This window comes from Ruegeria sp. D3 (assembly GCF_056534465.1).
On sequence record NZ_JBQFPK010000001.1, the window covers coordinates 283,128 to 306,330 of the forward strand.

Annotated in this window: 27 protein-coding genes; 10 read left to right on the top strand and 17 right to left on the bottom strand. The window is 58.5% G+C overall.

All coding sequences use genetic code 11. The features are described from left to right. Positions 1 to 26 precede the first annotated feature (26 nt). On the top strand, positions 27 to 818 hold the full coding sequence (locus ACR0DX_RS01395) for a lytic murein transglycosylase (RefSeq protein WP_480844947.1): 792 nt from the start codon (positions 27 to 29) through the stop codon (positions 816 to 818). A gap of 199 nt (positions 819 to 1,017) precedes the next feature. Beyond that, a complete protein-coding gene (locus ACR0DX_RS01400) occupies positions 1,018 to 1,932 on the top strand; it encodes a hypothetical protein (protein ID WP_480844949.1) in 915 nt (304 codons plus the stop codon). 35 nt (positions 1,933 to 1,967) lie between these two features. Here the strand turns inward: ACR0DX_RS01400 and ACR0DX_RS01405 are convergent, their stop codons facing one another. Continuing rightward, on the bottom strand, positions 1,968 to 2,708 hold the full coding sequence (locus ACR0DX_RS01405; protein ID WP_170354536.1) for a heme-dependent oxidative N-demethylase family protein: 741 nt from the start codon (positions 2,706 to 2,708) through the stop codon (positions 1,968 to 1,970). 123 nt (positions 2,709 to 2,831) lie between these two features. On the opposite strand from ACR0DX_RS01405, the gene dddP reads away from it, so the two are divergent. Further along, positions 2,832 to 4,175: a dimethylsulfonioproprionate lyase DddP gene (dddP, locus tag ACR0DX_RS01410; protein ID WP_480844951.1), complete on the top strand. Its 1,344-nt coding sequence runs from the start codon at positions 2,832 to 2,834 to the stop codon at positions 4,173 to 4,175. Positions 4,176 to 4,179: 4 nt separating this feature from the next. On the opposite strand, the gene ACR0DX_RS01415 is transcribed toward dddP, so the two are convergent. Continuing rightward, the gene (locus ACR0DX_RS01415) at positions 4,180 to 4,362 is read right to left on the bottom strand and encodes a hypothetical protein (RefSeq protein WP_480844953.1); all 183 of its coding nucleotides are present in this window, start codon (positions 4,360 to 4,362) and stop codon (positions 4,180 to 4,182) included. A 239-nt stretch (positions 4,363 to 4,601) separates the two neighbouring features. On the opposite strand from ACR0DX_RS01415, the gene ACR0DX_RS01420 reads away from it, so the two are divergent. Then, positions 4,602 to 5,816, top strand: coding sequence for a bifunctional alpha/beta hydrolase/OsmC family protein (locus ACR0DX_RS01420; RefSeq protein ID WP_170354538.1), 1,215 nt, complete (start codon positions 4,602 to 4,604; stop codon positions 5,814 to 5,816). A 6-nt stretch (positions 5,817 to 5,822) separates the two neighbouring features. Here the strand turns inward: ACR0DX_RS01420 and ACR0DX_RS01425 are convergent, their stop codons facing one another. The 5 genes from ACR0DX_RS01425 to ACR0DX_RS01445 form a co-directional block, all read right to left on the bottom strand. Beyond that, positions 5,823 to 6,179, bottom strand: a complete 357-nt coding sequence (locus ACR0DX_RS01425; protein WP_170354539.1) for a hypothetical protein — start codon at positions 6,177 to 6,179, stop codon at positions 5,823 to 5,825. A gap of 11 nt (positions 6,180 to 6,190) precedes the next feature. Further along, positions 6,191 to 6,739, bottom strand: coding sequence for a hypothetical protein (locus ACR0DX_RS01430; protein WP_170354540.1), 549 nt, complete (start codon positions 6,737 to 6,739; stop codon positions 6,191 to 6,193). 132 nt (positions 6,740 to 6,871) lie between these two features. Beyond that, entirely contained in the window at positions 6,872 to 7,459 is a 588-nt protein-coding gene (locus ACR0DX_RS01435) for a biotin transporter BioY (RefSeq protein WP_170354541.1), read from the bottom strand. Positions 7,460 to 7,536: 77 nt separating this feature from the next. Then, positions 7,537 to 7,959 (bottom strand): DUF6314 family protein, encoded by a 423-nt coding sequence (locus ACR0DX_RS01440; RefSeq protein WP_170354542.1) that lies wholly within the window; start codon positions 7,957 to 7,959, stop codon positions 7,537 to 7,539. After that, positions 7,956 to 8,288, bottom strand: coding sequence for a hypothetical protein (locus tag ACR0DX_RS01445; RefSeq protein WP_170354543.1), 333 nt, complete (start codon positions 8,286 to 8,288; stop codon positions 7,956 to 7,958). Before ACR0DX_RS01445 ends, ACR0DX_RS01440 begins: the two co-directional genes overlap by 4 nt. Positions 8,289 to 8,377: 89 nt before the next feature. Between ACR0DX_RS01445 and purB the strand changes: the two genes are divergently transcribed. The 5 genes from purB to ACR0DX_RS01470 all read left to right on the top strand — a co-directional run bounded on the left by purB (position 8,378) and on the right by ACR0DX_RS01470 (position 12,779). Next, a complete protein-coding gene (gene purB / locus ACR0DX_RS01450) occupies positions 8,378 to 9,682 on the top strand; it encodes an adenylosuccinate lyase (RefSeq protein ID WP_170354544.1) in 1,305 nt (434 codons plus the stop codon). Positions 9,683 to 9,803: 121 nt separating this feature from the next. Next, positions 9,804 to 9,956: an adenylosuccinate lyase gene (locus ACR0DX_RS01455; RefSeq protein ID WP_170354545.1), complete on the top strand. Its 153-nt coding sequence runs from the start codon at positions 9,804 to 9,806 to the stop codon at positions 9,954 to 9,956. Between the two features lie 103 nt (positions 9,957 to 10,059). Then, positions 10,060 to 10,602 (top strand): tetratricopeptide repeat protein, encoded by a 543-nt coding sequence (locus tag ACR0DX_RS01460; protein WP_170354546.1) that lies wholly within the window; start codon positions 10,060 to 10,062, stop codon positions 10,600 to 10,602. Between the two features lie 68 nt (positions 10,603 to 10,670). After that, positions 10,671 to 11,762 (top strand): FliG C-terminal domain-containing protein, encoded by a 1,092-nt coding sequence (locus ACR0DX_RS01465; protein ID WP_170724418.1) that lies wholly within the window; start codon positions 10,671 to 10,673, stop codon positions 11,760 to 11,762. Between the two features lie 93 nt (positions 11,763 to 11,855). Continuing rightward, positions 11,856 to 12,779, top strand: a complete 924-nt coding sequence (locus ACR0DX_RS01470; RefSeq protein ID WP_170354548.1) for a lysophospholipid acyltransferase family protein — start codon at positions 11,856 to 11,858, stop codon at positions 12,777 to 12,779. Here the strand turns inward: ACR0DX_RS01470 and ACR0DX_RS01475 are convergent, their stop codons facing one another. Continuing rightward, positions 12,780 to 13,481 carry a DUF1223 domain-containing protein gene (locus ACR0DX_RS01475; protein WP_170354549.1) on the bottom strand — a complete coding sequence of 234 codons (702 nt, stop codon included), beginning with the start codon at positions 13,479 to 13,481 and terminating at the stop codon, positions 12,780 to 12,782. 246 nt (positions 13,482 to 13,727) lie between these two features. Between ACR0DX_RS01475 and acnA the strand changes: the two genes are divergently transcribed. Then, a complete protein-coding gene (acnA, locus tag ACR0DX_RS01480) occupies positions 13,728 to 16,418 on the top strand; it encodes an aconitate hydratase AcnA (protein WP_170354550.1) in 2,691 nt (896 codons plus the stop codon). Positions 16,419 to 16,527: 109 nt separating this feature from the next. Here the strand turns inward: acnA and ACR0DX_RS01485 are convergent, their stop codons facing one another. From ACR0DX_RS01485 to secD, 9 genes are all read right to left on the bottom strand, one after another. Next, entirely contained in the window at positions 16,528 to 17,067 is a 540-nt protein-coding gene (locus ACR0DX_RS01485; RefSeq protein WP_170354551.1) for a DsbE family thiol:disulfide interchange protein, read from the bottom strand. Further along, positions 17,060 to 17,218, bottom strand: a complete 159-nt coding sequence (ccmD, locus tag ACR0DX_RS01490) for a heme exporter protein CcmD (protein WP_170354552.1) — start codon at positions 17,216 to 17,218, stop codon at positions 17,060 to 17,062. The genes ACR0DX_RS01485 and ccmD overlap by 8 nt, the downstream gene beginning before the upstream one ends. Then, positions 17,215 to 17,988, bottom strand: coding sequence for a heme ABC transporter permease (locus ACR0DX_RS01495; protein WP_170354553.1), 774 nt, complete (start codon positions 17,986 to 17,988; stop codon positions 17,215 to 17,217). Before ACR0DX_RS01495 ends, ccmD begins: the two co-directional genes overlap by 4 nt. Positions 17,989 to 18,049: 61 nt before the next feature. Continuing rightward, positions 18,050 to 18,706: a heme exporter protein CcmB gene (gene ccmB, locus ACR0DX_RS01500; protein WP_170354554.1), complete on the bottom strand. Its 657-nt coding sequence runs from the start codon at positions 18,704 to 18,706 to the stop codon at positions 18,050 to 18,052. Continuing rightward, complete coding sequence (ccmA, locus tag ACR0DX_RS01505; protein WP_170354555.1) at positions 18,703 to 19,317, bottom strand: heme ABC exporter ATP-binding protein CcmA; 615 nt, start codon at positions 19,315 to 19,317, stop codon at positions 18,703 to 18,705. Before ccmA ends, ccmB begins: the two co-directional genes overlap by 4 nt. A 146-nt stretch (positions 19,318 to 19,463) precedes the next feature. Further along, positions 19,464 to 19,817 carry an Mth938-like domain-containing protein gene (locus ACR0DX_RS01510; protein WP_170354556.1) on the bottom strand — a complete coding sequence of 118 codons (354 nt, stop codon included), beginning with the start codon at positions 19,815 to 19,817 and terminating at the stop codon, positions 19,464 to 19,466. Between the two features lie 10 nt (positions 19,818 to 19,827). Then, a complete protein-coding gene (locus ACR0DX_RS01515) occupies positions 19,828 to 20,586 on the bottom strand; it encodes a sulfite exporter TauE/SafE family protein (RefSeq protein WP_170354557.1) in 759 nt (252 codons plus the stop codon). Continuing rightward, positions 20,567 to 21,535 (bottom strand): protein translocase subunit SecF, encoded by a 969-nt coding sequence (gene secF / locus ACR0DX_RS01520; RefSeq protein ID WP_170354558.1) that lies wholly within the window; start codon positions 21,533 to 21,535, stop codon positions 20,567 to 20,569. The genes ACR0DX_RS01515 and secF overlap by 20 nt, the downstream gene beginning before the upstream one ends. A gap of 2 nt (positions 21,536 to 21,537) precedes the next feature. Further along, the gene (secD, locus tag ACR0DX_RS01525) at positions 21,538 to 23,199 is read right to left on the bottom strand and encodes a protein translocase subunit SecD (protein WP_170354559.1); all 1,662 of its coding nucleotides are present in this window, start codon (positions 23,197 to 23,199) and stop codon (positions 21,538 to 21,540) included. Positions 23,200 to 23,203: the final 4 nt, after the last annotated feature.

Here is a 23,203-nt window from a genome sequence, read left to right on the forward strand (position 1 = left end):
GTTGGGGTGTGTATTTTGGGATTATTATGATGTTGCGCTTAGCAATTGCTCTGACCGTTTTCCTTCCTACAGCTGGGCTTGCTGCCCAATGCGGAAACACCAGCGCCGGGTTTGAAGCCTGGAAAAAGGACTTCTCGCGACAGGCAAAACGTGCTGGCGTCAAGAAAAAGGGGCTTCAGGCATTGGCCCAAACGACCTATGCCACCCGAACAATTGCCGCAGACCGTAATCAGAAAAGCTTTAAGTACTCGTTAGACAAATTCATGCAAGTACGCGGAGCAGATACAATCGTCGCGCAAGGGCGCAAACGAAAAGCACGAAACCCTCAGTTTTACGCCACTCTCGAACGGCAATACGGAGTGCCCGCAGGTGTTCTTATTGCCATCCATGGGATGGAAACGGGCTTTGGTGGTTTTATGGGCGACAGTCAGGTTGTATCGGCTATCACCACGCTGGCCTATGATTGTCGTCGGTCCGAGTTCTTTATTCCCCACGCAATTGGTGCCCTAAAACTGGTCGATCAAGGCAGCATTACGACAGCCACCAAGGGCGCGAAACATGGCGAATTGGGGCACACACAGTTTCTACCCGGCAATGCGTTGACCTATGGAGTCGACGCAACAGGTGACGGTAACGTCGACTTTTACAACATGACTGACGCGCTGGCATCGACAGCCAACTTTTTGCGCAAAAAGGGTTGGAAACCGGGGCGCGGCTACCAACCGGGGCAGCCGAACTTTGCGGTCATCCAGCAATGGAATGCCGCCACCGTGTACCAACAATCGATCGCGATAATGGCTGCCCGAATCGACGGCTGACCCTGGCCACATTTCCGCGCAACTGCCCCACATTTTGGTCACATTCTTGCCATGAACATTAAACGGCCCCCAAAATGCCTAGGTTTCCTGAGCGTAATCAATCTTTGCAATTTGTGATTTTTTTCCATTAGCGCCCAAATCTGCCCTATTTTCCTTGCTAGGCTGTATTTCGACACAACATGCGGCAGAGGAATGCGCAGTGACTCCGAAGAACAGCTATCATGGTGGCCTGCAGTTTGACGGCGAGACCGATGGTGCGATCGAGCGTTTCAGCGCGATTGTGGCTGCGACTTTGGAAGATTATGGCCATCTGGTAGAGCGTAAAAGCGTTCTCGATTCCACCGAAGCCAGCATCGTTTGCAGCCAGTATCTTGTGCGGCTGACTCTGGACACTCAGGTGCCAGCAAGCGAGACGCGGATCGAACGTGTGGACCGCGCGGCCGGGTTGAAAACGATTAAGCGCCCCGCCGTGACCTTGCCGCAAAATCGACTGACAATAACTGTGTCTCCCGTCTCAGAATTGCTGGATGACACTGAAATCTCAGAACTAATGCTGGTGGTGATCCTGTATCGCATGGTCGACATTTGCGCGACCAAACGGGTCGAGTGGCTATCGCCCAACACGGTTCTGACCATCGAACAATTCATGAGTGCATTTGACACTCTGCCCCCCGCTAAAAAAAAGCGGAATAGAAAGCAAGTTTTCGAGGCGGTTTCTGGCCCATTTGCGGAGCTGGACACTATTGAGGAAGACCCACTGGACGAGCCACAAAAAAAGGCGCCGCCTCCGGCAGCCCGGCCGATCCAGTTGTCGGATGAGCAGTTGCTCAGCATCGCTTTTCGGACAGAACCTATCAAGCAGCCAATAGATCGGGAGGACACGCCCCCCCTCGACCACGAACAACCAAGTGACATCCTGCGACTGACCAGTTGGGGACTAACCGGTGCCGTGGCCAGTGTGTCTGTCCCGATCGCGGCCTCAATGGCCGCTGTGAACCTGATAAGGGGCGAAGACTTTCGCCTGAACACCCAGGTACTTGCCTATTCCGTAGCGATCTCTGCTCTCAGCACAAGCGGGGCTTTCGCGGGCGTTGCCAACGCTTTGGGCATGTAACTCACAAAACAAGACCCTCCTAGGAGGCCCCGCCATCAGGCGGGGTTTTCTATTTTGCGCAGACGCTCTGCTGCCAAAACGTATGTGTGGATCGAAAATATGACTGCCTGCGATTTGGGAAGACGCAGCAGGGTTTGGCGCTCGCTTCGTAAATAAGGTGCAGTACCGGGGTCCTTGATGTGGCGTGGTTCTTGAGCACTGCGCGGCTGGTACAACTCGGCGTTGTCGTACCACAAAGCATTATAACGCCACAGTGGTCGGCCGGGTTGAATTCCATCAAACAGGCGTTGCACGCGGCGCGCGACGTTTTCGTCATATCTGTCCACTGGCAGGTGGATGTCGATCAACGGACGCATGAATTTCTCGGGCAATCGCCAACTGGCCGGAAAGCACAGGATTGCACCGGTCAGAACGTGCTCTTCACCCCGCTTTTGCAGGATGCAAATATCCTCCTGCACCAAATTGCAAAGAGTCTCCATCGGGTGTTTGCGATCAATGCAAACCTCTTGCCCATCCGGTCTAATGACAGTGCAAGAACACCCCGGATAAGCGTGGTGAAGCACCAGATCCAACACTTCTTGCGCGGCAGGCTCGGCGGCGGGATCCAGCGCCAAAACGTCAGCGCGACGATCACGCAGCAACGCCCCTCGATGTTGCATCTGTGCGGCGAAGGCATCATCACGATGCAGCCACGTCTCCATGCTGGTAGGTTGGATGCCAGGCAGGGGCCTTTCCGAAAGAGGGTCGTACGGGATCGAGCTTTGCAAAATCGTCATGAGGTCGACTTACCACCACGCCATTCTGTTGTCGGTCAAAAAGCGACGAGCCGACCGTCGCAAAATATCAAGACGACAGCGCAATGATTCTCCACGCTTAATAAATAGGCAGGGAGGGCCGCCATGAACACTCACTACCGCGATGGTCGAAAGATCGACCCGACAAAGGGCGCGACCCTTGGCGACGGTACGCCAAACGATTTGGACCGGATTGAGATAGGCCCAACACAACTGGCCTTTGCCGAATGGGAGGCCGCTGGCCTGACCCTGCCCAATCTGGCATCAATGCGCGAATATCGATGGAAACGTCTGACCCAAGCAGTCGTTGATCGTGGTTATGGCGGCTTGCTGATGTTTGACCCGCTCAACATCCGCTATGCGACCGACAGCACAAACATGCAGCTGTGGAACACACATAACCCGTTTCGTGCCGTGCTGCTATGTGCGGACGGCTACATGGTGATCTGGGACTACAAGAATTCTCCGTTTCTTTCGACTTTCAACCCCTTGGTACGCGAACAGCGCTCTGGCGCGGATCTGTTCTATTTCGACCGTGGCGACAAGGTGGATGTGGCGGCAGATGTGTTCTCAAACGAAGTACGCGCCCTGATCGAAGAACATAGTGGCGGCAACATGCGGCTGGCTGTCGACAAAATCATGTTGCACGGGCTGCGCGCTTTGGAAGCGCAAGGGTTCGAGATCATGGAAGGCGAAGAGGTCACCGAAAAAACCCGCGCCATCAAAGGACCGGATGAGATTCTGGCGATGCGCTGCGCGAACCACGCCTGCGAAACAGCCGTCGCCGAGATGGAGAAATTTGCCCGTGCCAATGTGGGCGACGGCAAGACGTCCGAGGACGACATCTGGGCTATTCTTCACGCTGAAAATATCCGGCGCGGAGGCGAATGGATCGAAACCCGACTGCTGGCCTCGGGGCAGCGTACGAATCCTTGGTTTCAGGAATGTGGTCCGCGCATTACGCAAGCCAACGAGATCATCGCCTTCGACACGGATCTTATCGGCTCGTACGGGATTTGCATCGACATTTCACGCACATGGTGGATCGGTGATCAAAAACCGCGACCCGACATGATCTATGCCATGCAGCACGCCCATGAGCATATCATGACCAATATGGAGATGCTGAAACCCGGCGTCGTGATCCCAGAACTGACGGCCAACAGTCATCGACTGGACGACAAGTTTCAGGCGCAGAAATATGGTTGCCTGATGCATGGGGTGGGGCTGTGTGACGAATGGCCTCTGGTCGCTTATCCGGACAAGGCAGTGCCGGGCGCGTATGATTACCCTCTTGAGCCCGGCATGGTCCTTTGCGTCGAAGCCGCCGTCGGCGAAGTGGGCGGGGACTTCTCGATCAAACTGGAAGATCAGGTTCTCATCACCGAAGACGGGTATGAGAACCTTTCGACCTATCCCTTTGACGCCCAATTGATGGGGCTCGTTTGACCTTTTAATCCGGCCAGGTCGAACGCTTGACGTTACCATGCCAGTCCTCGGCCATCACTGCGCTGGCCGAGTGCGTGTTCGGCCAGTTCTGACCGGCTGAAAAACCGATAACCCCCGCCAACGCGATAACGATCAGAATGTCTGGGCGCAGTGTTGCGCCACGGGGTGCGGAAGTGACATGTGCCATGATTGCCTCCTTGGCTGCTTTGCTTCACAAGCCCAAGATGGGGAAGGTTCTTCCTTTAATAAATCGAATATTTGAAAGTCTATTCATCACAATTGGTGATGCTTCAACTTCTCTGCTTTAACTGCCATGATCTATAGGGGCGATCTTTCCTCACCTTCCCGTGACGGCCATGACAAATGGGTTGAGCGACCCCAAGTAAGCCCACAGTATTAAGGCAACTCGCGACGTAAGGAACTGCCATGCCCACCGAACGTATTACTTTTGCCGGTCACGACGGCAACCAACTTGCTGCGCGCTTTGACCTGCCGGACGGTCCGGTTCTGGCCACCGCTTTGTTTGCACACTGTTTTACCTGCTCCAAAGACATTCCCGCCGCCCGCAGGATCGCTGCTCGTCTGGCTGGGATGGGTATTGCTGTTCTGCGCTTCGACTTCACCGGGCTGGGCCATTCCGATGGCGAGTTTGCCAACACCACGTTCTCATCCAATGTCGAGGACTTGATCGCGGCGTCGCATTACCTAGCAAGGCGCGACATGCCACCGTCTCTGCTGATCGGACATTCGCTGGGCGGCGCCGCTGTTCTGCGCGCGCGCGCTGGAATTCCCAGCGTTAAGGCCGTGGTTACGCTGGGTGCGCCTGCCGATCCGGGCCATGTATCGCACCATTTCCAAGCAGCGCTGCCCGAGATCGAGCAAGAAGGCTCGGCCGAGGTGACATTGGGTGCGCGACCCTTCCGCATTGGCAAGGCGTTTGTTGACGATATCTCGGAATCCGCAATGACGCCCGCCATCAAAGAGCTGAAGGCGGCGCTGCTGATCTTGCACGCTCCACTGGACGAAACGGTCAGCATCGACAACGCCAGCAAGATTTTCCTGACTGCCAAGCATCCCAAAAGCTTTGTCACGCTGGACGACGCCGACCACCTGATCACCCGCGCCTCGGACGCTGAATATGCTGCGGACGTTATCGCAGCCTGGGTGACGCGCTATGTCGCGCTCCACCCGCCTGCCCCGCCGCCCGGCGCGCCCGAAGGCATCGTCCGCGTGACCGAGGCTGATCCGAATGGCTTTTTGCAGGATATTCAGTCCGGCCCCCGACACCACGCAATCGCGGACGAACCCGCGTCCTATGGCGGCACTGACCGGGGCATGTCGCCCTACGGTTTCGTGTCTTCAGGTTTGGGGGCCTGCACCTCGATGACCATACGGATGTATGCGCGCCGTAAACGGTGGCCCTTAACTGGTATCACGGTCGATGTCTGTCACAACAAGGTCCACGCGCAGGACGCCGGATTGATAGGCGACGGCAAAGTCGATCTGTTCCGGCGCAAAATCCGGTTGGAAGGCCCACTGGATCAGGAACAACGCGCAAGGTTGCTTGAGATTGCCGACAAATGCCCCGTTCACAGGACACTTGAAGGAACGGCTCAGATCACCACCGAATTGTTGGCTTGACGCCCGTCACCGTCGCGGCGACGGGCGATGAATCGGTGGGCGCGCGGTTGGCGGGCGCGCGACCGGCGGGCGCGGTCGTGCCGGAGGTTTCGCAACCGGCGGACGGGGCCGTGCGGGTGGTTTACCAATTGGCGGCACGGGTCGCGCAGGGGGACGCCCCTCAGGCGGTCTTGGACGAACAGGGCGATCAACATCAATATCGACGTCGACATCGTGATAATAGTCGTTCCATAGCAGCGAGTCATAAAACGGGTCATACCCGTAGCCGACGCCTACGGTGACTCCGTCGCAAGCCGAGAGCGTGAAACTGGCGGCGCCCAGGCTCAGCGCCAGAAAGGTTCTTCTGATCAGTTTACTGGTCATGTCCACTCTCCTCACCGCGCTGCCCGGAACGAGTCGAACACCGCGTTCAGGTCGTCCACGTAAGCCGGATCCGCGCCGTCGCGCAGAACAGCGACAGCAACGGCCACACGGTCGCGCGGCAGGTCGATCACCGTTGCGGTAAAGTTGACCCCTCGTCCTTCACGGGTTCCGGTGCCACGGATAACTTGTGCAGGCAGCCCGCCGATCCGCGTCGAGACGGTCTCGGATACAACCGGGGACTTAACCAGAAACTTGTCAACGTCCTGCAAATACCGCAGCCCGCCATCTATAGAGGCTACCCCGGCCGGGGATACGAACCCGATCCAGACCGTATCATCGGTCACAGGCCGGACGCCCATCACCCGCGCGACAGCACGCGCATCACCCAGTTCGGTATCCTCGATCTCGCGCGGGCCACCGGTGCGGACCGCCCAAAAGTCGGGCACAGAAAAGCTGAACAGCGCGCGCCCGTTATCGGTATACGTGACCGGCGTTTCGGCCAAGGCCGAAACAGCGCTTAGCCATATCGCCGCAAAAGCAGAGCTCAATCGCAAAAACATATCCAAATAACCTATTGTTTCTTTTAACGTAGACTGACCTGTGATCTTCGGGTTTGTCCAGTCTTGGCATAACAAAAAACCCGCGCCGGGATTGCTCCTAGCGCGGGTCGTAAATGTCAGTTGTGCGGAAAATCAGGCGCGGGCGTCGCCCACCAGCTTCCACAAAGCGGGGATCAACAGGGCTGCAAGCGCCAGTTTAACCGCATCGCCCACCAGGAACGGAGTCATACCCCACTCCAGAATCGGTTGGTCCCAGCCATAAAGCTGACCCAGCCACAGCAGGCCCGGAACGTAGATCAGGACGTTCGCCAGAACCAGCGCCAGCGCCAGCTTTCCGACCGAACGGTCCCAACCGCGTGCCGCCAAAGCGCCCAACAGAACGGTCGCCATCAGATAGCCGACAAGGTAGCCGCCAGTGCCACCCATCATGTAGGTCAGGCCAAATTTCTCGGCCGACGATCCCGCGAATACATCAAAGCCCAACGCACCAATCAGCAGATAGCCCAGCATGGTCACAAGACCCAGACGCGCGCCATATGCGGTGCCGATGCTCAGCACTGCAAAGGTGCCCATTGTCATCGGTACCGGAAACATCGGTACTTTGATTTTCGCGGCAACGGCCAGGGCAACGATGCCCAGCGCGACCAGAACCACTTGCTTGACGCGCAGTGCTGTGCCCTCACGCGGGCCAATCGCGTTGGCCAATACGTTTGCATTCATCTTCACTTCTCCCCAATTCGGATCGGAATTCCGCTACAGCAATGCCCAATCCGGGCGATCACTTCAAGGTGATTACGTTATCGCGGGACGTATTGCGTGTCCATTTCATAGGATTTTCGCGGCCCGGATACGACCCAACGCACATTCCAGCGCGGCCAGTCCTTGAAATCATAGGTCGCGTCATAGCTGTCAGGTGCGCAATCATGGTGATCGGCAACCTGCTGCAAACCTAGTTTCAACCGGTGAAAATACCGTCCGTCGTCGAAATGTATCGCGATCCCATCACGATCCGCGTGCCACATATAGCGCCGGGTCCCCTTCATCTCGGCCTGACCCGGAATGCGCAGCGTGACCTCTTCGTCATAGACCAATCCGTGATCGGCGCGGCGCAGAACGGCCATTCCGTCAGCCTGCACCACCTGCCCTGCCCGCGCATCGCGGATTGTCCGGGTTAAGGTCCATTGGCCTTCAAAATCAAACAAATCGCTGGGTGCGTTCATTCGGACAGATACCCATCCGTGATTTCACCATTGTCATCAATGAAGCGAATGATCAAACCACTTTGCAAAACGTCATAACAAGCCCACAGCTCGGACGGTGGCCAGGTCGAGCAATACCTGTCCTCTCGCACCGCCCAACGTCCAGCACTGGGTCGCCCCGAGAAGTAATGCGTCACTCCGCTTGCTTCGAAGTTCTGCGTTACGCCCTCTGCGTAGCTGAGTGTCTGCCCGGCCAACGTCGACTGAATCTCATCTCCGGTCAGCGGCCAGAACTCGGTCGCGGCGGCAAAACCGGGCCAGAGAGCCAAAATCAGGGCAAACCGTCTCATCTGCGCACTCGCACCTTGTTCCTGTGGCGGGTCGGGTTTAAACCCCGCCGCAACGCCTCCTGCCAAATCACAATAAGGTGCCGCTGCCAATGATTCCACGTTATTCCCGCCCTGAAATGGTTGCCATCTGGTCGCCCGAAAGCAAGTTCCGCATCTGGTATGAGATCGAAGCCCATGCCTGTGACGCCATGGCCGATCTGGGCGTGATCCCGCGCGAAAACGCCGAGGCAGTGTGGAAAGCCAAGGATGTGGAGTTCGACGTAGCACGGATTGATGAAATCGAAGCCGTCACCAAACATGACGTCATCGCCTTTCTGACCCACCTAGCCGAACATATCGGCAGTGAAGAGGCACGCTTTGTGCATCAGGGCATGACCTCGTCCGACGTGCTGGACACCTGCCTGAACGTGCAGCTGACTCGCGCTGCTGACCTGCTGATCGCCGATCTCGAAGGTCTGCTGGCCGCCCTGAAACGCCGCGCGATCGAACATAAGAACACCGTACGCATCGGCCGCAGCCACGGCATCCACGCCGAGCCCACCACCATGGGTCTGACCTTCGCGCGTTTCTACGCCGAGATGGACCGCAACCTGTCCCGGATGCGCGACGCGCGGGCCGAGATTGCAACCGGCGCAATCAGCGGCGCGGTCGGCACCTTTGCCAATGTCGATCCCGCAGTTGAGGAACATGTCTGCGACAAGCTTGGTCTGGTGCCCGAGCCGATAAGCACGCAGGTCATCCCCCGCGACCGTCACGCGGCCTTCTTTGCCACACTGGGCGTGATCGCCAGCAGCATCGAAAACATCGCTATCGAAATCCGCCATATGCAGCGGACCGAGGTGCTGGAAGGGGCCGAGTTCTTCTCGATGGGCCAAAAAGGCTCGTCTGCTATGCCGCATAAGAAGAACCCTGTCCTGACCGAAAACCTGACTGGTCTGGCGCGCATGGTCCGCGCCGCCGTGATCCCCGCGATGGAGAACGTAGCGCTTTGGCACGAACGCGATATCTCACATTCCTCGGTTGAGCGAATGATTGGCCCGGATGCGACGATCACGCTGGACTTTGCGCTGGCCCGTCTGACCGGTGTGATCGACAAGATGCTGATCTTCCCTGAAAACATGCTGGAGAACATGAACAAGTTCCCCGGTCTGGTCATGAGCCAACGGGTTCTGCTGGCCCTGACCCAAGCGGGTGTCAGCCGCGAGGACGCCTATGCCATGGTTCAGCGCAACGCGTTGAAGGTTTGGGAACATCGCACTGATTTCAAAGAAGAACTGCTGGCCGATGCGGATGTCACTGCCGCCCTCAGCCCCGCCGAGATCGAAGAGAAATTCGACCTTGGTTATCACACCAAACATGTAGACACGATCTTCGCCCGCGTCTTCGGCGAGTGAGCTGACTATTATCAATCCTTTTAAAGGCCCGGACTGCATTGGCGGATCCGGGCCTTGTTCTTTTGAAAATTCGACCAAATTCAGATAGTATGCTTGTGTATTTCCAATCAGGAGAAACACAATGATCCGATCTCTTATCTGCGCGATGGCGCTGGCAAGTTCGACCACCGCCGCTTTGGCTTGCGGTGCGCACACGGAACAAACACAGTCCTGTGCGCCCGGAACCTCTTGGGACGCGGTAAGCCACAGCTGTAAAGAAAACGTCAGCGGCTAAGAAATTATTTCCTACTCGTGAATAAAAGCGAGCCTGCGGTTGTTAGCTTTTTGTCAGATCGCACTATGATTGATCAGAACAGCCCAGAGAACGGAGTAGGAATATGCGCCTCGTACTAGCTTCTGCCATTGCCCTTCAGGCATTTGCATTCGCACCCGCCGTATATGCAGCGGGTGGAAACGACACCCGTCCCCCCAAAACAACGAACACGACAAAGAAATGCCTGTTTGGTCGGGTGTATGACAAAGACCGTGGCCGTTGCGTAAAGCCCGACAAAACCAGCTTTTCGGAAGACGAACTGTATAGTGCGGTGCGCGAACTTGCGTATGACGGACAATTTGAAAATGCCCAAAGCATTCTGCGCATCATGGATCAGGACGATGATCGCGTGCAGACATATTGGGGCTTTACCTTCCGCAAGATGGGTAAGCTGGAACTGGCAAATGCCTATTACCAAGACGCCATCAAGACGAACCCTGACAACATTCTTGCACGGTCCTATATGGCGCAGGGCTTTGTGGCCGCGGGTAAAACTGATCTGGCCATCGAACAATGGCGCGAGATCAAGGCACGCGGTGGTGAGGGTACTTGGGCCGAGGCATCCCTGCGCGAGGCGATCCGCACCGGGCTGACCTTCAACTACTAAGCTTCAGCTTTTCTTTACCCGACTCTCTGTAATCTGCCTGCGGAACAGCAATTTGGCACCGCAGGCAGATGCAGGACACAAACACATTGATACAGGTGGCACCGGGGGCCACACCTTCCGCAAGCGACAGTGTTGACGATGCCCCGCGCGTTGTACCACGCGCACTCAACAGCCGGGAAAAGGCTGCCGTCGTTGTCAGGCTATTGCTGAACGAAGGTGCCGACATTCCGCTGGAGGAGCTTCCCGACGAGCTACAGGAAAAACTGACTCATCAGCTGGGGCAAATGGGGCTGGTGGATCGCGTAACACTGGACGCCGTCGCTGCCGAGTTTGCCGAGGCTCTGGAAAGTATTGGCTTGTCCTTCCCTCACGGATTGGCGGGCGCATTGGACGCCGTGAACGGCAAGATCGCTCCGGCAACAGCGGCACGATTGCGCAAAGTGGCCGGTGTACGCCAGGTCGGTGATCCGTGGCAGCGTCTCAGGGAAATTCCAGCCGAAGATCTGGCTCAGATCGCGCAGGCCGAAAGCATCGAAATCGCCGCTGTCATGCTGTCCAAACTGGAAACCGCCAAGGCTGCGCAAATGCTGGGGCATCTGCCCGGCCCCGTGGCGCGGCGCATCACTTACGCCGTGTCAAAAACCACCAATATCACGCCCGAGGCTGTTGAACGGATTGGCTGGTCTCTGGCGGCGCAGCTTGATCAACGACCAGCAACCGCCTTTAACGACGGCCCCGGAGAACGGATCGGCGCTATCCTAAATCAATCTGCGGCCTCTACCCGCGAAGGCCTGCTAACGGCATTGGACGAAGAAGATTCCGATTTTGCCAGCCTTGTGCGACAATCGATTTTCACCTTTGCTCATATCCCTGCCCGCATCTTGCCAAGGGATGTTCCCGCAGTCTTGCGGGGTGTCGACCAAACCGTGCTTGTCACCGCCCTTGCAGGGGCCGATACCGAAGGCGACAAGGCCTCGGTCGAATATCTTCTGACCAACATGTCTTCGCGGATGGCAGACAATCTGCGGGAAGAAATGGCTGAGCGCGGCAAGGTCAAGCAGGCAGAGGGTGAAGACGCCATGACACAAATTGTCGGCGCCATTCGCGCCCTGGTGAACGACGGTGCCATCTCTTTAGTGGAAGACGAAACCGAAGAATGACCCCGCCTTCAGCGTGTTTCGCTGGACGCTTGTGGTTGCGACCGTCGGCTTGTATGTCTGACATCCAATTCGAAGCAGCCGCCGAGACCCCGAATGCCCGTTGAAAAGTCTGAACTCAGCCGTTTTGAGCTTGGCAAATACTATGTGTCCGGTCTTTTTCTGAGGGGCGTAATCGGCGCAATGCGGCTGTTGCCCTTCGAGCGGCGGATAGCAACCATGGGCGCACTCATGCGCGCTCTGGCACCTGTGGTCGGCTTTACAAAACGCGTGAGAACCAACCTCAAGCTGACCTGCCCAGAGCTGCCGGAAGAAGAGGTCAGCCGAATCTGCAAGGCAGTACCCGACAATGCCGGGCGCGCGATAATGGAGCATTTTTCGCCCGAAGGCTTCACCGAACGCCAAAGCCACGCTAAGATTTCTGGTCCTGGTATCGCCGCGTTTGACGACGCGGTTGCACAAGGCAAGCCGGTGATGATGATCACGGCGCATTTTGGGCATTATCTTGCCGCGCGGATAGCCCTACAAACCCGCAGCGGGCAACCCATTGGATGCCTGTATCGCCGTATGGCGAATCCGTACTTCAACGATATGTATGTCGATGCTTTCTACAAAACCGGTGCCCCGATGTTCGAACAGGGTCGCCGAGGAATGGTCGAAATGGTTCGCACGCTTAAGAAAGGCGGGATCATTGCGATTGTGTCCGATCTTCACGCGCATGGCGGTGAAGAGTTGACGTTTTTCGGCAAGCCCGCTGTCACCTCGGTGCTGAACGCGGAATTGGCGATGAAATACAAGGCCGTTTTGATCCCTTGCTATGCTGTACGCCAACCTAACGGTATTGATTTCGAAATCGTCCTGCACGACCCGGTCGAGCACACCGACCCCAGAACCATGACTCAGTTCACCAATGACGATCTTGAGGCCATGGTTCGCAAGAACATGGGTCAGTGGTTCTGGATTCACCGCCGGTGGAAAACCTGGAATGGGCTGGGGGTGCAGCCCGAGGACATGCCCTGATTACTTGACCTTAGCGGCCGCAACAATCGGGCCGTGTCCGGCCATCTGTACCAGAACGACCGCGGGCAAATCCGATGTCAGCTGCGCCGAAAACTGCTGCGGCGCGACCCCATCCCATTTCCCGGCCATCTGCCAGGCTTCGACCACATTGGCATAGTCAAGCTCATGCCCCGCCAGCTCTCCGCGGCGGATCGAGGCATGGCGCATGGGTGAATACTGCACCACCCGCACGTCGTAGGTCCCGCCACCTGGCAGGTCGACTGGGGTGACATCCACAGTCACTTCGTTTCCAACACGTGCGGCCACGACCTCGGCCTCGGGCGCGGCGGTCAGATGGGCGTCGATGATCCGTTCAAGCTCTTGCGATTTCGCGCCGACAACATCTTGCTGACCGTTGATGACCATCTGCGGCGTGTAAATCATCGAGCGCCCCCCCCAACGGGCATAGGCCCGTTGGCGCAAGGTGTGGTCGGGCTTGGCATATTCATCCTCCCAACCGATGTAATCCCAGTAGTCCACATGCAGGGCCAGACCGATCACATCATCGCGCTTGACCAGCTCGTGCATCAGCTTGTCGGCAGGCGGGCAGGACGAACAACCTTGTGAGGTGAACAGCTCGATCACGACCGGGTCGCTTTCGGCCGCTACAGGAGCGGTCAAAACAAGTGAAAGCAAAGAGGCAACGGCGGCGGTTCTGATCATATCTGACCTCGGGCTGATAACTATTATGTCTGGATGCGATAACCTGCGTGAATGGTGTACCATTCTTTGCGCTTCACCCACCAATCAAGGTTTCTTGAGAAACCGCAACAGAAGCCTCTTGAATTGCATACCACCGCATACAAAATAAATGGTAAGGGTTTCCTGCGCCCATACAGGAAACAATCATGCTACAGAAAACCCATAGCGAATCCCAATTTCCAAGTCATTTGAAAGGGAGGCCACCTGATGCCCATCAAAACCGGACAGGACACCGCCAAGACACGCCGCAGTCTAAGCGTGAATGGCAAGTCCATTGCCTATTATTCAATCCCCGCCGCGCAAGAGGCCGGGCTTGGCGATTTCTCGCGCTTGCCTGCCGCCCTGAAAGTGGTGCTGGAAAATATGCTGCGGTTCGAGGATGCGGGCTTTTCCGTCTCGGTCGATGATATCAAGGCGTTTGGCGAATGGGCCAGCAATGGCGGCAAAAACCCACGCGAGATCGCCTATCGCCCGGCCCGCGTATTGATGCAGGATTTCACCGGCGTTCCTGCGGTGGTCGATCTGGCCGCGATGCGCGACGGGATCAAAGGGCTGGGCGGTGACGCGCAAAAGATTAACCCGCTTAACCCGGTCGATCTGGTCATCGACCACTCGGTCATGATTGACGAATTCGGCAACCCGCGCGCGTTCCAGATGAATGTGGACCGCGAATATGAACGCAATATGGAACGCTACCAGTTCCTGAAATGGGGCCAGTCGGCGTTCAACAACTTCCGCGTTGTGCCCCCCGGCACCGGCATCTGCCATCAGGTGAACCTTGAATATCTGGCCCAAACCGTCTGGACGGACACCGACCAAAACGGGGATGAGGTCGCCTACCCTGACACGCTGGTCGGCACCGACAGCCACACCACGATGGTCAACGGCATGGCCGTTTTGGGCTGGGGCGTCGGCGGGATTGAGGCCGAGGCCGCGATGCTGGGTCAGCCGATCTCGATGCTGATCCCCGAGGTTGTGGGCTTTGAATTGACGGGCGCAATGGTCGAAGGCACCACCGGCACCGATCTGGTTCTGAAAGTCGTCGAGATGCTGCGTGAAAAGGGTGTGGTGGGCAAATTCGTCGAGTTCTTTGGCGAAGGTCTGGACCGTCTGCCGCTGGCCGACCGGGCCACCATTGCGAACATGGCGCCGGAATATGGTGCGACCTGCGGGTTCTTCCCGATCGACGGCGAGACCCTGCGCTATATGCGCAATACCGGCCGGGATGAAGACCGTCTGGCGCTGGTCGAAGCCTATGCCAGGAAAAACGGGCTCTGGCGGGATGAGAATTACAACCCGATCTACACCGACACGCTGAGCCTGGATATGGGCACCATCGTTCCGGCGATCTCGGGGCCCAAACGGCCGCAGGACTACGTCGCCCTGACCGACGCCAAATCCGCGTTCGAGCGTGAAATGGCCGAGACGTTCAAGCGCCCGATGGGCAAGGAAGTGGCCGTCAAGGGCGAAGACTATACGCTGGAATCGGGCAAGGTCGTGATCGCCTCGATCACCTCTTGTACCAACACCTCGAACCCCTATGTGATGATCGGCGCGGGACTTGTGGCGCGTAAGGCCGCCGCGCTGGGGCTGGATCGCAAGCCATGGGTCAAGACCTCGCTCGCACCCGGGTCGCAGGTTGTGTCGGCCTATCTTGAGGCCGCCGGGCTGCAAGCCGATCTGGATAAGATCGGCTTCAACCTTGTGGGCTATGGCTGCACCACCTGTATCGGCAACTCGGGCCCGATCCAAAAGGAACTGTCCGAGGCGATTGCCGAGGGCGATCTGGTCGCCACCTCGGTCCTATCGGGCAATCGCAACTTTGAGGGGCGGATTTCGCCGGATGTGCGCGCCAACTATCTGGCCTCGCCGCCGCTGGTGGTGGTCTATGCGCTGGCAGGAACGATGGATATCGACCTGACCTCGGAACCGATTGGACAGGACAACGACGGCAACGACGTCTTCATGAAAGACATCTGGCCAACTCAAAGCGAGATTGCCGAGCTGGTGCAGCAGACCGTCACCCGCGAGGCGTTCCAATCGAAATATGCCGATGTCTTCAAAGGCGACGAGAAATGGCAAGACGTCGAGGTGCCCCAGCAGGAAACCTATGACTGGCCGCCCACATCGACCTATATCCAGAACCCGCCCTATTTTCAGGGCATGAGCCCAGAACCAGGAACAATCTCGAACATCGACGGGGCCAAGGTGCTGCTGATCCTTGGCGATATGGTGACGACCGACCACATCTCGCCCGCCGGGTCATTTGCCACGCAGACGCCTGCGGGCAAATATCTGACCGACCGTCAGGTGCAACCGCGCGAGTTCAACTCCTACGGGTCGCGCCGGGGCAATCACGAGGTCATGATGCGCGGCACCTTCGCCAATATCCGCATCAAGAACGAGATGCTGGATGGCGTCGAGGGCGGCTATACCAAGGGGCCGGATGGTCAGCAGACCTCGGTCTATGAGGCGTCGATGGCATATCAGGCGCAGGGAACGCCGTTGGTGGTCTTTGGCGGTGAGCAATATGGCGCAGGCTCCAGCCGCGACTGGGCCGCCAAGGGGACTGCTTTGCTGGGCGTTAAGGCGGTGATCGCCGAAAGCTTTGAGCGTATCCACCGCTCGAACCTTGTGGGGATGGGTGTTATTCCGCTGGAATTCACCGGCGGCGATACCCGCAAGTCGCTGGGTCTGACGGGGGATGAGACGGTCTCGATCACCGGGCTGGACAGTGTTGAGCCGCTGCAAGAGGTGCCCTGCACCATCACCTATGCGGACGGGTCCGAGAAGACCATCACCTTGAAATGCCGCATCGATACCGCGCCCGAGATTGAATACATTGAAAACGGTGGTGTACTGCAATATGTGCTGCGGAACCTCGCCAAAGTGGGGTGATCTAAGGCCAGGTTTGAAACCAGAAAGGACGCCAGCAGGCGTCCTTTTTTGCTTTACGAGGCTCTGCCCCCCGCTCCGAAATGTTTTTGAGCAGAAGAAGGGGCGGGTTTTAGTTGGCTGCCGCCTTTTCCAAAGCCGGGCGGATCGTACTTTCGATCACCCGCTGCGTGATCGGGCCAGCAAAGCGCAGGATGATCGTACCCTCGCCGTCGATCACATAGGTTTCCGGCACGCCGTAGACGCCCCAGTCCAGCCCCATGCGGCCCTGTTCATCTCGTCCAATCCCTGCATAGGGATCACCCAGTTCAGCCAGGAAGCCTTCGGCATTGTCCAACTGGTCCTTGTAGTTGATGCCGTAGACCGGGATGCCTTCGTCGGACAGCGCCTGCAGGTTCGGATGCTCAACCCGGCAGGGCGCGCACCAACTGGCCCAATAGTTGACCAGCTTGACTTCACCATCGCGCAGGGTGGCATCGTCGAAATTTGGCTTGCCCTCGAACTGTGTCAATACAACCGGCGGCGCGGGTTGTCCTTCGCGGGCTGAGGGGAGCGCGTTCGGATCGTCGCGAAACATTCCCACGGCGGCCAGCACGGCGAACGCCCCAAAAATCAGCGGTGGCGCAACCATCAGAGGCGAGATTTTAGCCATTGCGCGTCATCCTTTGCTCGACCTTCTCCATCTCGGCGCGGACTTTTCGGCCTCGCATCACGCTGAACACGATCAACGCGACCAGCAAAGCAATCGAGACGACATAGGACCACATCACCGTGTCGGCGTATTTTCCAAGATCAGGGATCATCCGTTTACCCTTTCTCGCGCCAGCAGCGCCTTGATCCGGCGCGCGCGGATCTCCGTACCCGTGCGATACAGCACCAGCGCGATGAACAGCAGGACAAAACCGATCATGCACAGAAGCAGCGGATAGAAATAGATATTGCTGACCTTTTCCTCGGTATCTGCACCGGTCACTGCGGCAGCCCGCATGACAGACGCACCCTGATGTAGCCCCTGATTCCAGAAATTCACCGCATAGCGGCTGAGGAGCGCAAAGACGGATCCCACTAGACACAGAACCGAGGTCAGATCGGCGGCGGTATCCGGGTCTTCGATCGCTTCCCACAGGGCGACGTAGCCCAGGTAGAACAGGAACAGGATCAGGAATGAGGTCAGGCGCGGGTCCCAGGCCCACCACGTGCCCCACATGGGCTGACCCCAGATTGCGCCCGTCGCCAGTGCGATCAGTGTCATCACGATGCCAATGGGCGCAGCCGCGCGGGCAGCCAATGCGCTGACATGGTGGCGACGCACCAGCCAAACCAGCGAGGTGGCCAACATCATCAGCCAGCAATTGATCGCCATCAGCGCCGCCGGGACGTGCAGGTAGATGATCTTAACGGTTGATCCCTGTTTGTAATCATCCGGCGTGAAGAAGAATCCCCAGATCAGCCCCACGACGATGCAGGCGATGGACGTGATCCAGAAAAACGGCATCACCCGTTCACTTGTGGCAAGGAACTTGCGCGGATTGGCGTATTCCCAGAGGGTGTTGGCTTTGGCTGCGATAGACATGGGCCTTATCTAGTCCGAGTCGGGCGTGTTCTCAATTGACCTCAGTCAAAGTTTGAGCACGTCACCGAAGGTTGATACGCAAAACGGCGGCGCTGGCAAACGGCAGCAGCGCAATAGTGGCGGCAGTGATCCCCGCCAGCATGAGCAGTGGGGTCTGGGTTTCCATCCCCGTGGCGCCTCGGCGGGCGACTTCAGCGCCGAAGATCAGCGTGGGGACGTACAGCGGCAGGACCAGCAGCGACAGCAGCAAACCGCCGCGCTTCAGGCCGACGGTCAGCGCGGCACCGAAGGTGCCGATGACGCTCATGGCCGGGGTGCCGATCAGCAGCGAGATCACAAGCCACGAAAACCCCGGCACCGGCAGGTTCAGCAGCACGCCCAGAAAAGGCGCGGCCAGTACCAGTGGCAGGCCGGTGGTCAGCCAATGGGCCAACGCCTTGATCGTGACCACCGATTCCAGTGGCAGTGGTGCCGTGGCCAGCAGGTCGAGCGAGCCGTCCTCCCAATCCAGCGCCAGCAGGCGGTCCAACGACAGCAGGCAGGCCAGCAGAGCGCCCAGCCACAGGATACCCGGCGCGATGGTCGAGAGCAGCGAGGATTGCGGCCCCACTGAGAACGGCACCAGCACCGTGACAATCAGGAAGAAGGCTAGACCAAGGCCGAACCCGCCACCCGCACGCAGCGCCAGTTTCAGGTCCCGCAGCAGAAGGGCTATCACAGGAAGCCTCCGTCGAAATCGTCGATGGGTTTGGGTTTGGCCTTGTTGGGGCCGACATCCAGAACTTCTCCGTCCAGGCCGAGGTCGATATGGGTGGCAATCAGGGCCGAGCCCCCCTGCCCCAGATGCGTGCGTACCGCGTCGGCGAACATCTTCACCGCGTTTTGGTCCAGCGAGACGGTCGGTTCGTCCAGCATCCAGATCGGCCGCCCCGTAACCAGCATCCGCGCCAGCCCGAGACGCCGCTTCTGCCCAGCCGACAGGTTGCCTGCGTGGCGGTCGGCCAGATCATTCAGGGCAAAAGCGTCCAGCGCGGGCTGGATGCCTTGCGTTCCAAATACCGAGGCCCAGAAGTTAAGGTTCTCGACAACCGTCAACGTGGGTTTCAGCCCGTCGGAATGCGAGGCATAGGCGATCTGATCCTCGGCCCCTTCAATGCGGCCTTGCAATGGAGGCTGTAGCCCGGCCAGCGTACGCAGAAGAGTGGTCTTGCCGATTCCGTTTGGCCCACGCAGGATCAACGCTTTGCCGGCAGGCAGCGTAAAGCTGAGCCCTTCGAGCACGGGAATGCCGCCACGGGTGATGGCCAGATCGGTCACGGTCAGTGTCATAGCGCCCGCTTAACGGATTGTGGAGGCGGACAAAAGGTGGGAATTGCCGCAGAGCTTTGACGGTGGCTTCGTGTGGTCAGGTCATGAGTGAGGGGCCAGCCCCTCACGCTCCCCGAGGTATTTATGGCCAGATGAAGGAGGATCCTTTAGACAGGGAGTGCGGCCATCGCGATGCGGCGACCCTCAGACAGTAACACATTGTAGGTGCGGCAGGCGGCCGGGGAATTCATGATCTCGACGCCGATGCCTGCGTCTTCGAGCGTGCGGCGCAGGGTGGCCGAGATATGGGTCAGCTCGGCACCGGTACCGATGAACAGCACGTCGATGTGATCGGCGAGGTCTAGCAGAGGTGTTTGGTCGTCATACCCGTTCCACCCGGTTGTTCCGTTTGGACCGGTTAGAACCGGACCATCATGGACCTGTCCGCCGATGCGAAAAAAGCCGGGGCCGTAGCCGTCTATCGGGGTGGCGTTGGTATAGGTGATCTCGTTCAGGCGCATGGAGGGGTTTTTAGCCCCAAACTGGCAGGCCCGACAAGGCGGCAAGTGCAATCGCAACATATGCGGCGGCGCGGTATAGCCGCTCGTATTCGGGGCGGAACAATTTCCCGCCCAGCCAGTTGCCGATCAGATTGGGTATCGCAAGCATGAGGCCCAGCAGCGCGGCCGCGAGGGTTACGCGGCCCATTCCGGTCAGATAGCCGAACAGCAGGAAGTCAAACGCGAACAGAAACAGCAGGATCGTTGCGCGGATGACGGTAACTGGCAGAGGGCGCGACATGTAGAACAGGATCACGGCGGGGCCTGGCAAGCCCGCTACTCCGCCCAGGAACCCCGCCGCGCAGCCGATCCCGACCACCATCGCGCGGCCGACAGGACCGTGGTAGCGCAGGCCCAGGACAAGGATGGTCAGCATCGCGAGGGCCAACAGGCTGACAGCGTATCGAAACACATACGGGTCGACCTGCGTCAGCACCCAAAGGCCAACCGGCAAGATCAGCGCGCATCCGGCCACAAGGCGGATCAGATCGCCCCGCTCAACCTCGCGCCACGCGCGGCGCAGGTTGGGGAGCGGCCCGAAGATGTCCATGATGGTCAGGCCGATCAGCGCGCCGAACGGGCCGAGATAAGGTGTCGCGATGGGCAAGAAGATCAGAGCGGTGCCAAAGCCGGAAAACCCGCGCACGATACCGCTGAGGAAGGCCGCAAAAAGAATAACGGCCAGCCCCGCCGGGGACTGGCCGATAAAATCAGGCGTCGACGTTTGCAAACTGGTTGCCCGCCGTATTCGACGGCTTGGACCAGTCGCGTTTGACACCCAGCCACAGCAGGATGGTCGAGGCCACAAAGACCGAGGAATACGTCCCCACGATCACGCCCCAGATCATCGCAAAGACAAAGCCACGGATGACGTCTCCGCCCAGCACATAGAGCGAGATCAGCGCCAGCAGGGTTGTGACCGAGGTCATGACCGTCCGGCTGAGGGTCTCATTGATCGAGATGTTCAAAACCTCTTTCAGGTCTTTCTTCTTGTACTTCCGCAGGTTTTCACGCACCCGGTCAAAGACAACCACCGTGTCGTTCAGCGAATAGCCCACGATGGTCAGCAGAGCGGCGATGATGGCCAGATCGAAGCGGATTTGCAGTTCCGAAAAGATGCCGATGGTCAGGATCACATCATGCACAAGCGCGGCCACCGCCCCCAGGGCAAACTGCCATTCGAACCGTAGCCAGATATAAACCAGCACCGCGCCGATGGCGAGAACCACAGCGATTACGGCAGTCTGGATTAACTCGCCCGAGACTTTGGGGCCGACGGATTCGACGGACACGAATTGAATATCGGGGGCTGCCGCCTTCAATGCCTCTTCCACAGCCGTTACCGTCGCGGCCGAGACCGCCTCGGCGTCGTCCTGCGCCTGAATGCGGATCATGGCGACGTTTTCGTCCTCGCCAAAGGTCGGGTCGAAAATCTCGGTGATGGTGACATCTCCCAATTCCAGCGGCGCGATGGCGTCGCGATAGGCACCGACGTCGATCTCTTGCGCGGATTGGGTGCGGATCGTGGTGCCGCCCCGGAAGTCGATGCCGAAGTTCAGACCTTGCAGCATGAAGGACGTGAAGGCCACGACCATCATCAGGCCGGAAATGCCCAGCCAGACCTTCCAGCGGCTGAAGAAATCGAACGAGGTTTCCTGCGGGACAAGTTTCAGTCTCATGATCAAACCTCGATCGTTTTCGGGCGGCGGCGTTCGAACCAAATCACGATCATCAGACGCGTCACGAAGATCGCGGTGAAGACCGAGGTGAGGATACCCAGACCCAGCGTGATGGCAAAGCCGCGCACCGGTCCACTGCCCATGGCAAACAGGATCGTTGCCGTGATGAATGTGGTGACATTTGCGTCCAGAATGGCCGACAGTGCCTTTTCATAACCCAGTTCAATTGCACGGGCCGGACCTCGGGCGGATTTCAGTTCCTCGCGGATACGTTCAAAGATCAGCACGTTGGCATCCACCGCCATGCCGACCGTCAGCACGATCCCCGCGATCCCCGGTAAGGTCAGCGTCGCCCCGATCAGTGATAGAAGACCAAACAGCAGTCCGACGTTCAGGATCAACGCGATATTGGCGAAGATACCGAACAAACCATAGCTGAGCGCCATAAAGACCAGCACGGCTACAAAAGCCACGATGGTCGCCACTTTGCCAGCGTCGATGCTATCTTGCCCCAGTTCCGGGCCGATGGTGCGCTCTTCCAGGAAGTCCAGCCCGGCAGGCAGCGCGCCCGCGCGCAGCAGGACGGCCAGATTAGTGCTTTCCTCGACGGTAAAATTACCGGTGATGATGCCCGACCCGCCCGGAATGTGGCTCTGGATCACAGGGGCCGAGATCACCTCATCATCCAGCACAATCGCAAACGGCGCGCCGATGTTTTCCAGCGTATAGTCGCCGAATTTACGCGCGCCCGAGGTGTTGAACCGGAAGCTGACCGCCGGGCGGCCGTTCTGGTCGAACGCGGGCTGGGCATCGACCAGCTCCTCACCCGTTACAACAGGGGCCGAGTCGATGATGTAATACACGCCCTCTTCGTCAATCGAGGGTACAACTTCCTGCCCGATACCCGGCGTTGCATCTGCGTCGGTGGTGCGACCGCCGACGGGATTGAAGGTCAGTTGGGCTGTCGTGCCGATGATGTCCTTCAGCTCACCCGCCGAGCCGATGCCTGGAACCTGAATCAGGATACGATCCGCGCCCTGGCGTTGAATCGTGGGCTCGCGGGTGCCGACCTCGTCAATCCGGCGGCGGATGATCTCAAGCGACTGTCGCACCGTGCGATCGTCTGAGGCCAGCTTTTCGGCATCCGACAGTTGCACAACGATGGTGTCACCCTCGGCGCGGGCTTCGATATCCGTCGCGCCAACGCCCGAAAGCGTCTGGACCTGACGGGCCAAACCGCGCACGACCTCAAGAGCACGGGCCATCCCCTCGGGCTGGCTGATGCGCACGCGAATCTCGTCGGGGGCCGAGTCCTGACGGCGGATCGTGCCAACCGTAGCCCGCTCATCGCGCAAAGCGTCGCGGATTTCCGGCCACATGGCATCCATGCGGGATTCGTAGACGTCCTGAACCTTGACCTCGGCCAAAAGATGCGCGCCGCCGCGCAGGTCCAGCCCCAGATTGACCAGCGAGGACGGCAGCCAATTCGGCCACTGCGCCGCCTCAGCCTGCATGTCTGGGGTGTCTATGCCAAGCTCGATCGCGGCTTTGGCATCGTTGGATTGCTCGACGCGCGTGTAGAACGCATTCGGCAGGGCCATGAGCAGGCCGATCACGCAGACCGACCAGATCAGAACCCGCTTCCAGGTATCAATTTGCAGCATTACC

Coding starts and splice junctions, on each gene's coding strand:
- ACR0DX_RS01395 (WP_480844947.1), top strand. CDS start 27: ATGATGTTGCGCTTAGCAATTGCTCTGACCGTTTTCCTTCCTACAGCT.
- ACR0DX_RS01405 (WP_170354536.1), bottom strand. CDS start 2,708: ATGACGATTTTGCAAAGCTCGATCCCGTACGACCCTCTTTCGGAAAGG.
- dddP (WP_480844951.1), top strand. CDS start 2,832: ATGAACACTCACTACCGCGATGGTCGAAAGATCGACCCGACAAAGGGC.
- ACR0DX_RS01415 (WP_480844953.1), bottom strand. CDS start 4,362: ATGGCACATGTCACTTCCGCACCCCGTGGCGCAACACTGCGCCCAGAC.
- ACR0DX_RS01420 (WP_170354538.1), top strand. CDS start 4,602: ATGCCCACCGAACGTATTACTTTTGCCGGTCACGACGGCAACCAACTT.
- ACR0DX_RS01425 (WP_170354539.1), bottom strand. CDS start 6,179: ATGACCAGTAAACTGATCAGAAGAACCTTTCTGGCGCTGAGCCTGGGC.
- ACR0DX_RS01430 (WP_170354540.1), bottom strand. CDS start 6,739: ATGTTTTTGCGATTGAGCTCTGCTTTTGCGGCGATATGGCTAAGCGCT.
- ACR0DX_RS01435 (WP_170354541.1), bottom strand. CDS start 7,459: ATGAATGCAAACGTATTGGCCAACGCGATTGGCCCGCGTGAGGGCACA.
- ACR0DX_RS01440 (WP_170354542.1), bottom strand. CDS start 7,959: ATGAACGCACCCAGCGATTTGTTTGATTTTGAAGGCCAATGGACCTTA.
- ACR0DX_RS01445 (WP_170354543.1), bottom strand. CDS start 8,288: ATGAGACGGTTTGCCCTGATTTTGGCTCTCTGGCCCGGTTTTGCCGCC.
- purB (WP_170354544.1), top strand. CDS start 8,378: ATGATTCCACGTTATTCCCGCCCTGAAATGGTTGCCATCTGGTCGCCC.
- ACR0DX_RS01455 (WP_170354545.1), top strand. CDS start 9,804: ATGATCCGATCTCTTATCTGCGCGATGGCGCTGGCAAGTTCGACCACC.
- ACR0DX_RS01460 (WP_170354546.1), top strand. CDS start 10,060: ATGCGCCTCGTACTAGCTTCTGCCATTGCCCTTCAGGCATTTGCATTC.
- ACR0DX_RS01465 (WP_170724418.1), top strand. CDS start 10,671: ATGCAGGACACAAACACATTGATACAGGTGGCACCGGGGGCCACACCT.
- ACR0DX_RS01470 (WP_170354548.1), top strand. CDS start 11,856: ATGCCCGTTGAAAAGTCTGAACTCAGCCGTTTTGAGCTTGGCAAATAC.
- ACR0DX_RS01475 (WP_170354549.1), bottom strand. CDS start 13,481: ATGATCAGAACCGCCGCCGTTGCCTCTTTGCTTTCACTTGTTTTGACC.
- acnA (WP_170354550.1), top strand. CDS start 13,728: ATGCCCATCAAAACCGGACAGGACACCGCCAAGACACGCCGCAGTCTA.
- ACR0DX_RS01485 (WP_170354551.1), bottom strand. CDS start 17,067: ATGGCTAAAATCTCGCCTCTGATGGTTGCGCCACCGCTGATTTTTGGG.
- ccmD (WP_170354552.1), bottom strand. CDS start 17,218: ATGATCCCTGATCTTGGAAAATACGCCGACACGGTGATGTGGTCCTAT.
- ACR0DX_RS01495 (WP_170354553.1), bottom strand. CDS start 17,988: ATGTCTATCGCAGCCAAAGCCAACACCCTCTGGGAATACGCCAATCCG.
- ccmA (WP_170354555.1), bottom strand. CDS start 19,317: ATGACACTGACCGTGACCGATCTGGCCATCACCCGTGGCGGCATTCCC.
- ACR0DX_RS01510 (WP_170354556.1), bottom strand. CDS start 19,817: ATGCGCCTGAACGAGATCACCTATACCAACGCCACCCCGATAGACGGC.
- secF (WP_170354558.1), bottom strand. CDS start 21,535: ATGAGACTGAAACTTGTCCCGCAGGAAACCTCGTTCGATTTCTTCAGC.
- secD (WP_170354559.1), bottom strand. CDS start 23,199: ATGCTGCAAATTGATACCTGGAAGCGGGTTCTGATCTGGTCGGTCTGC.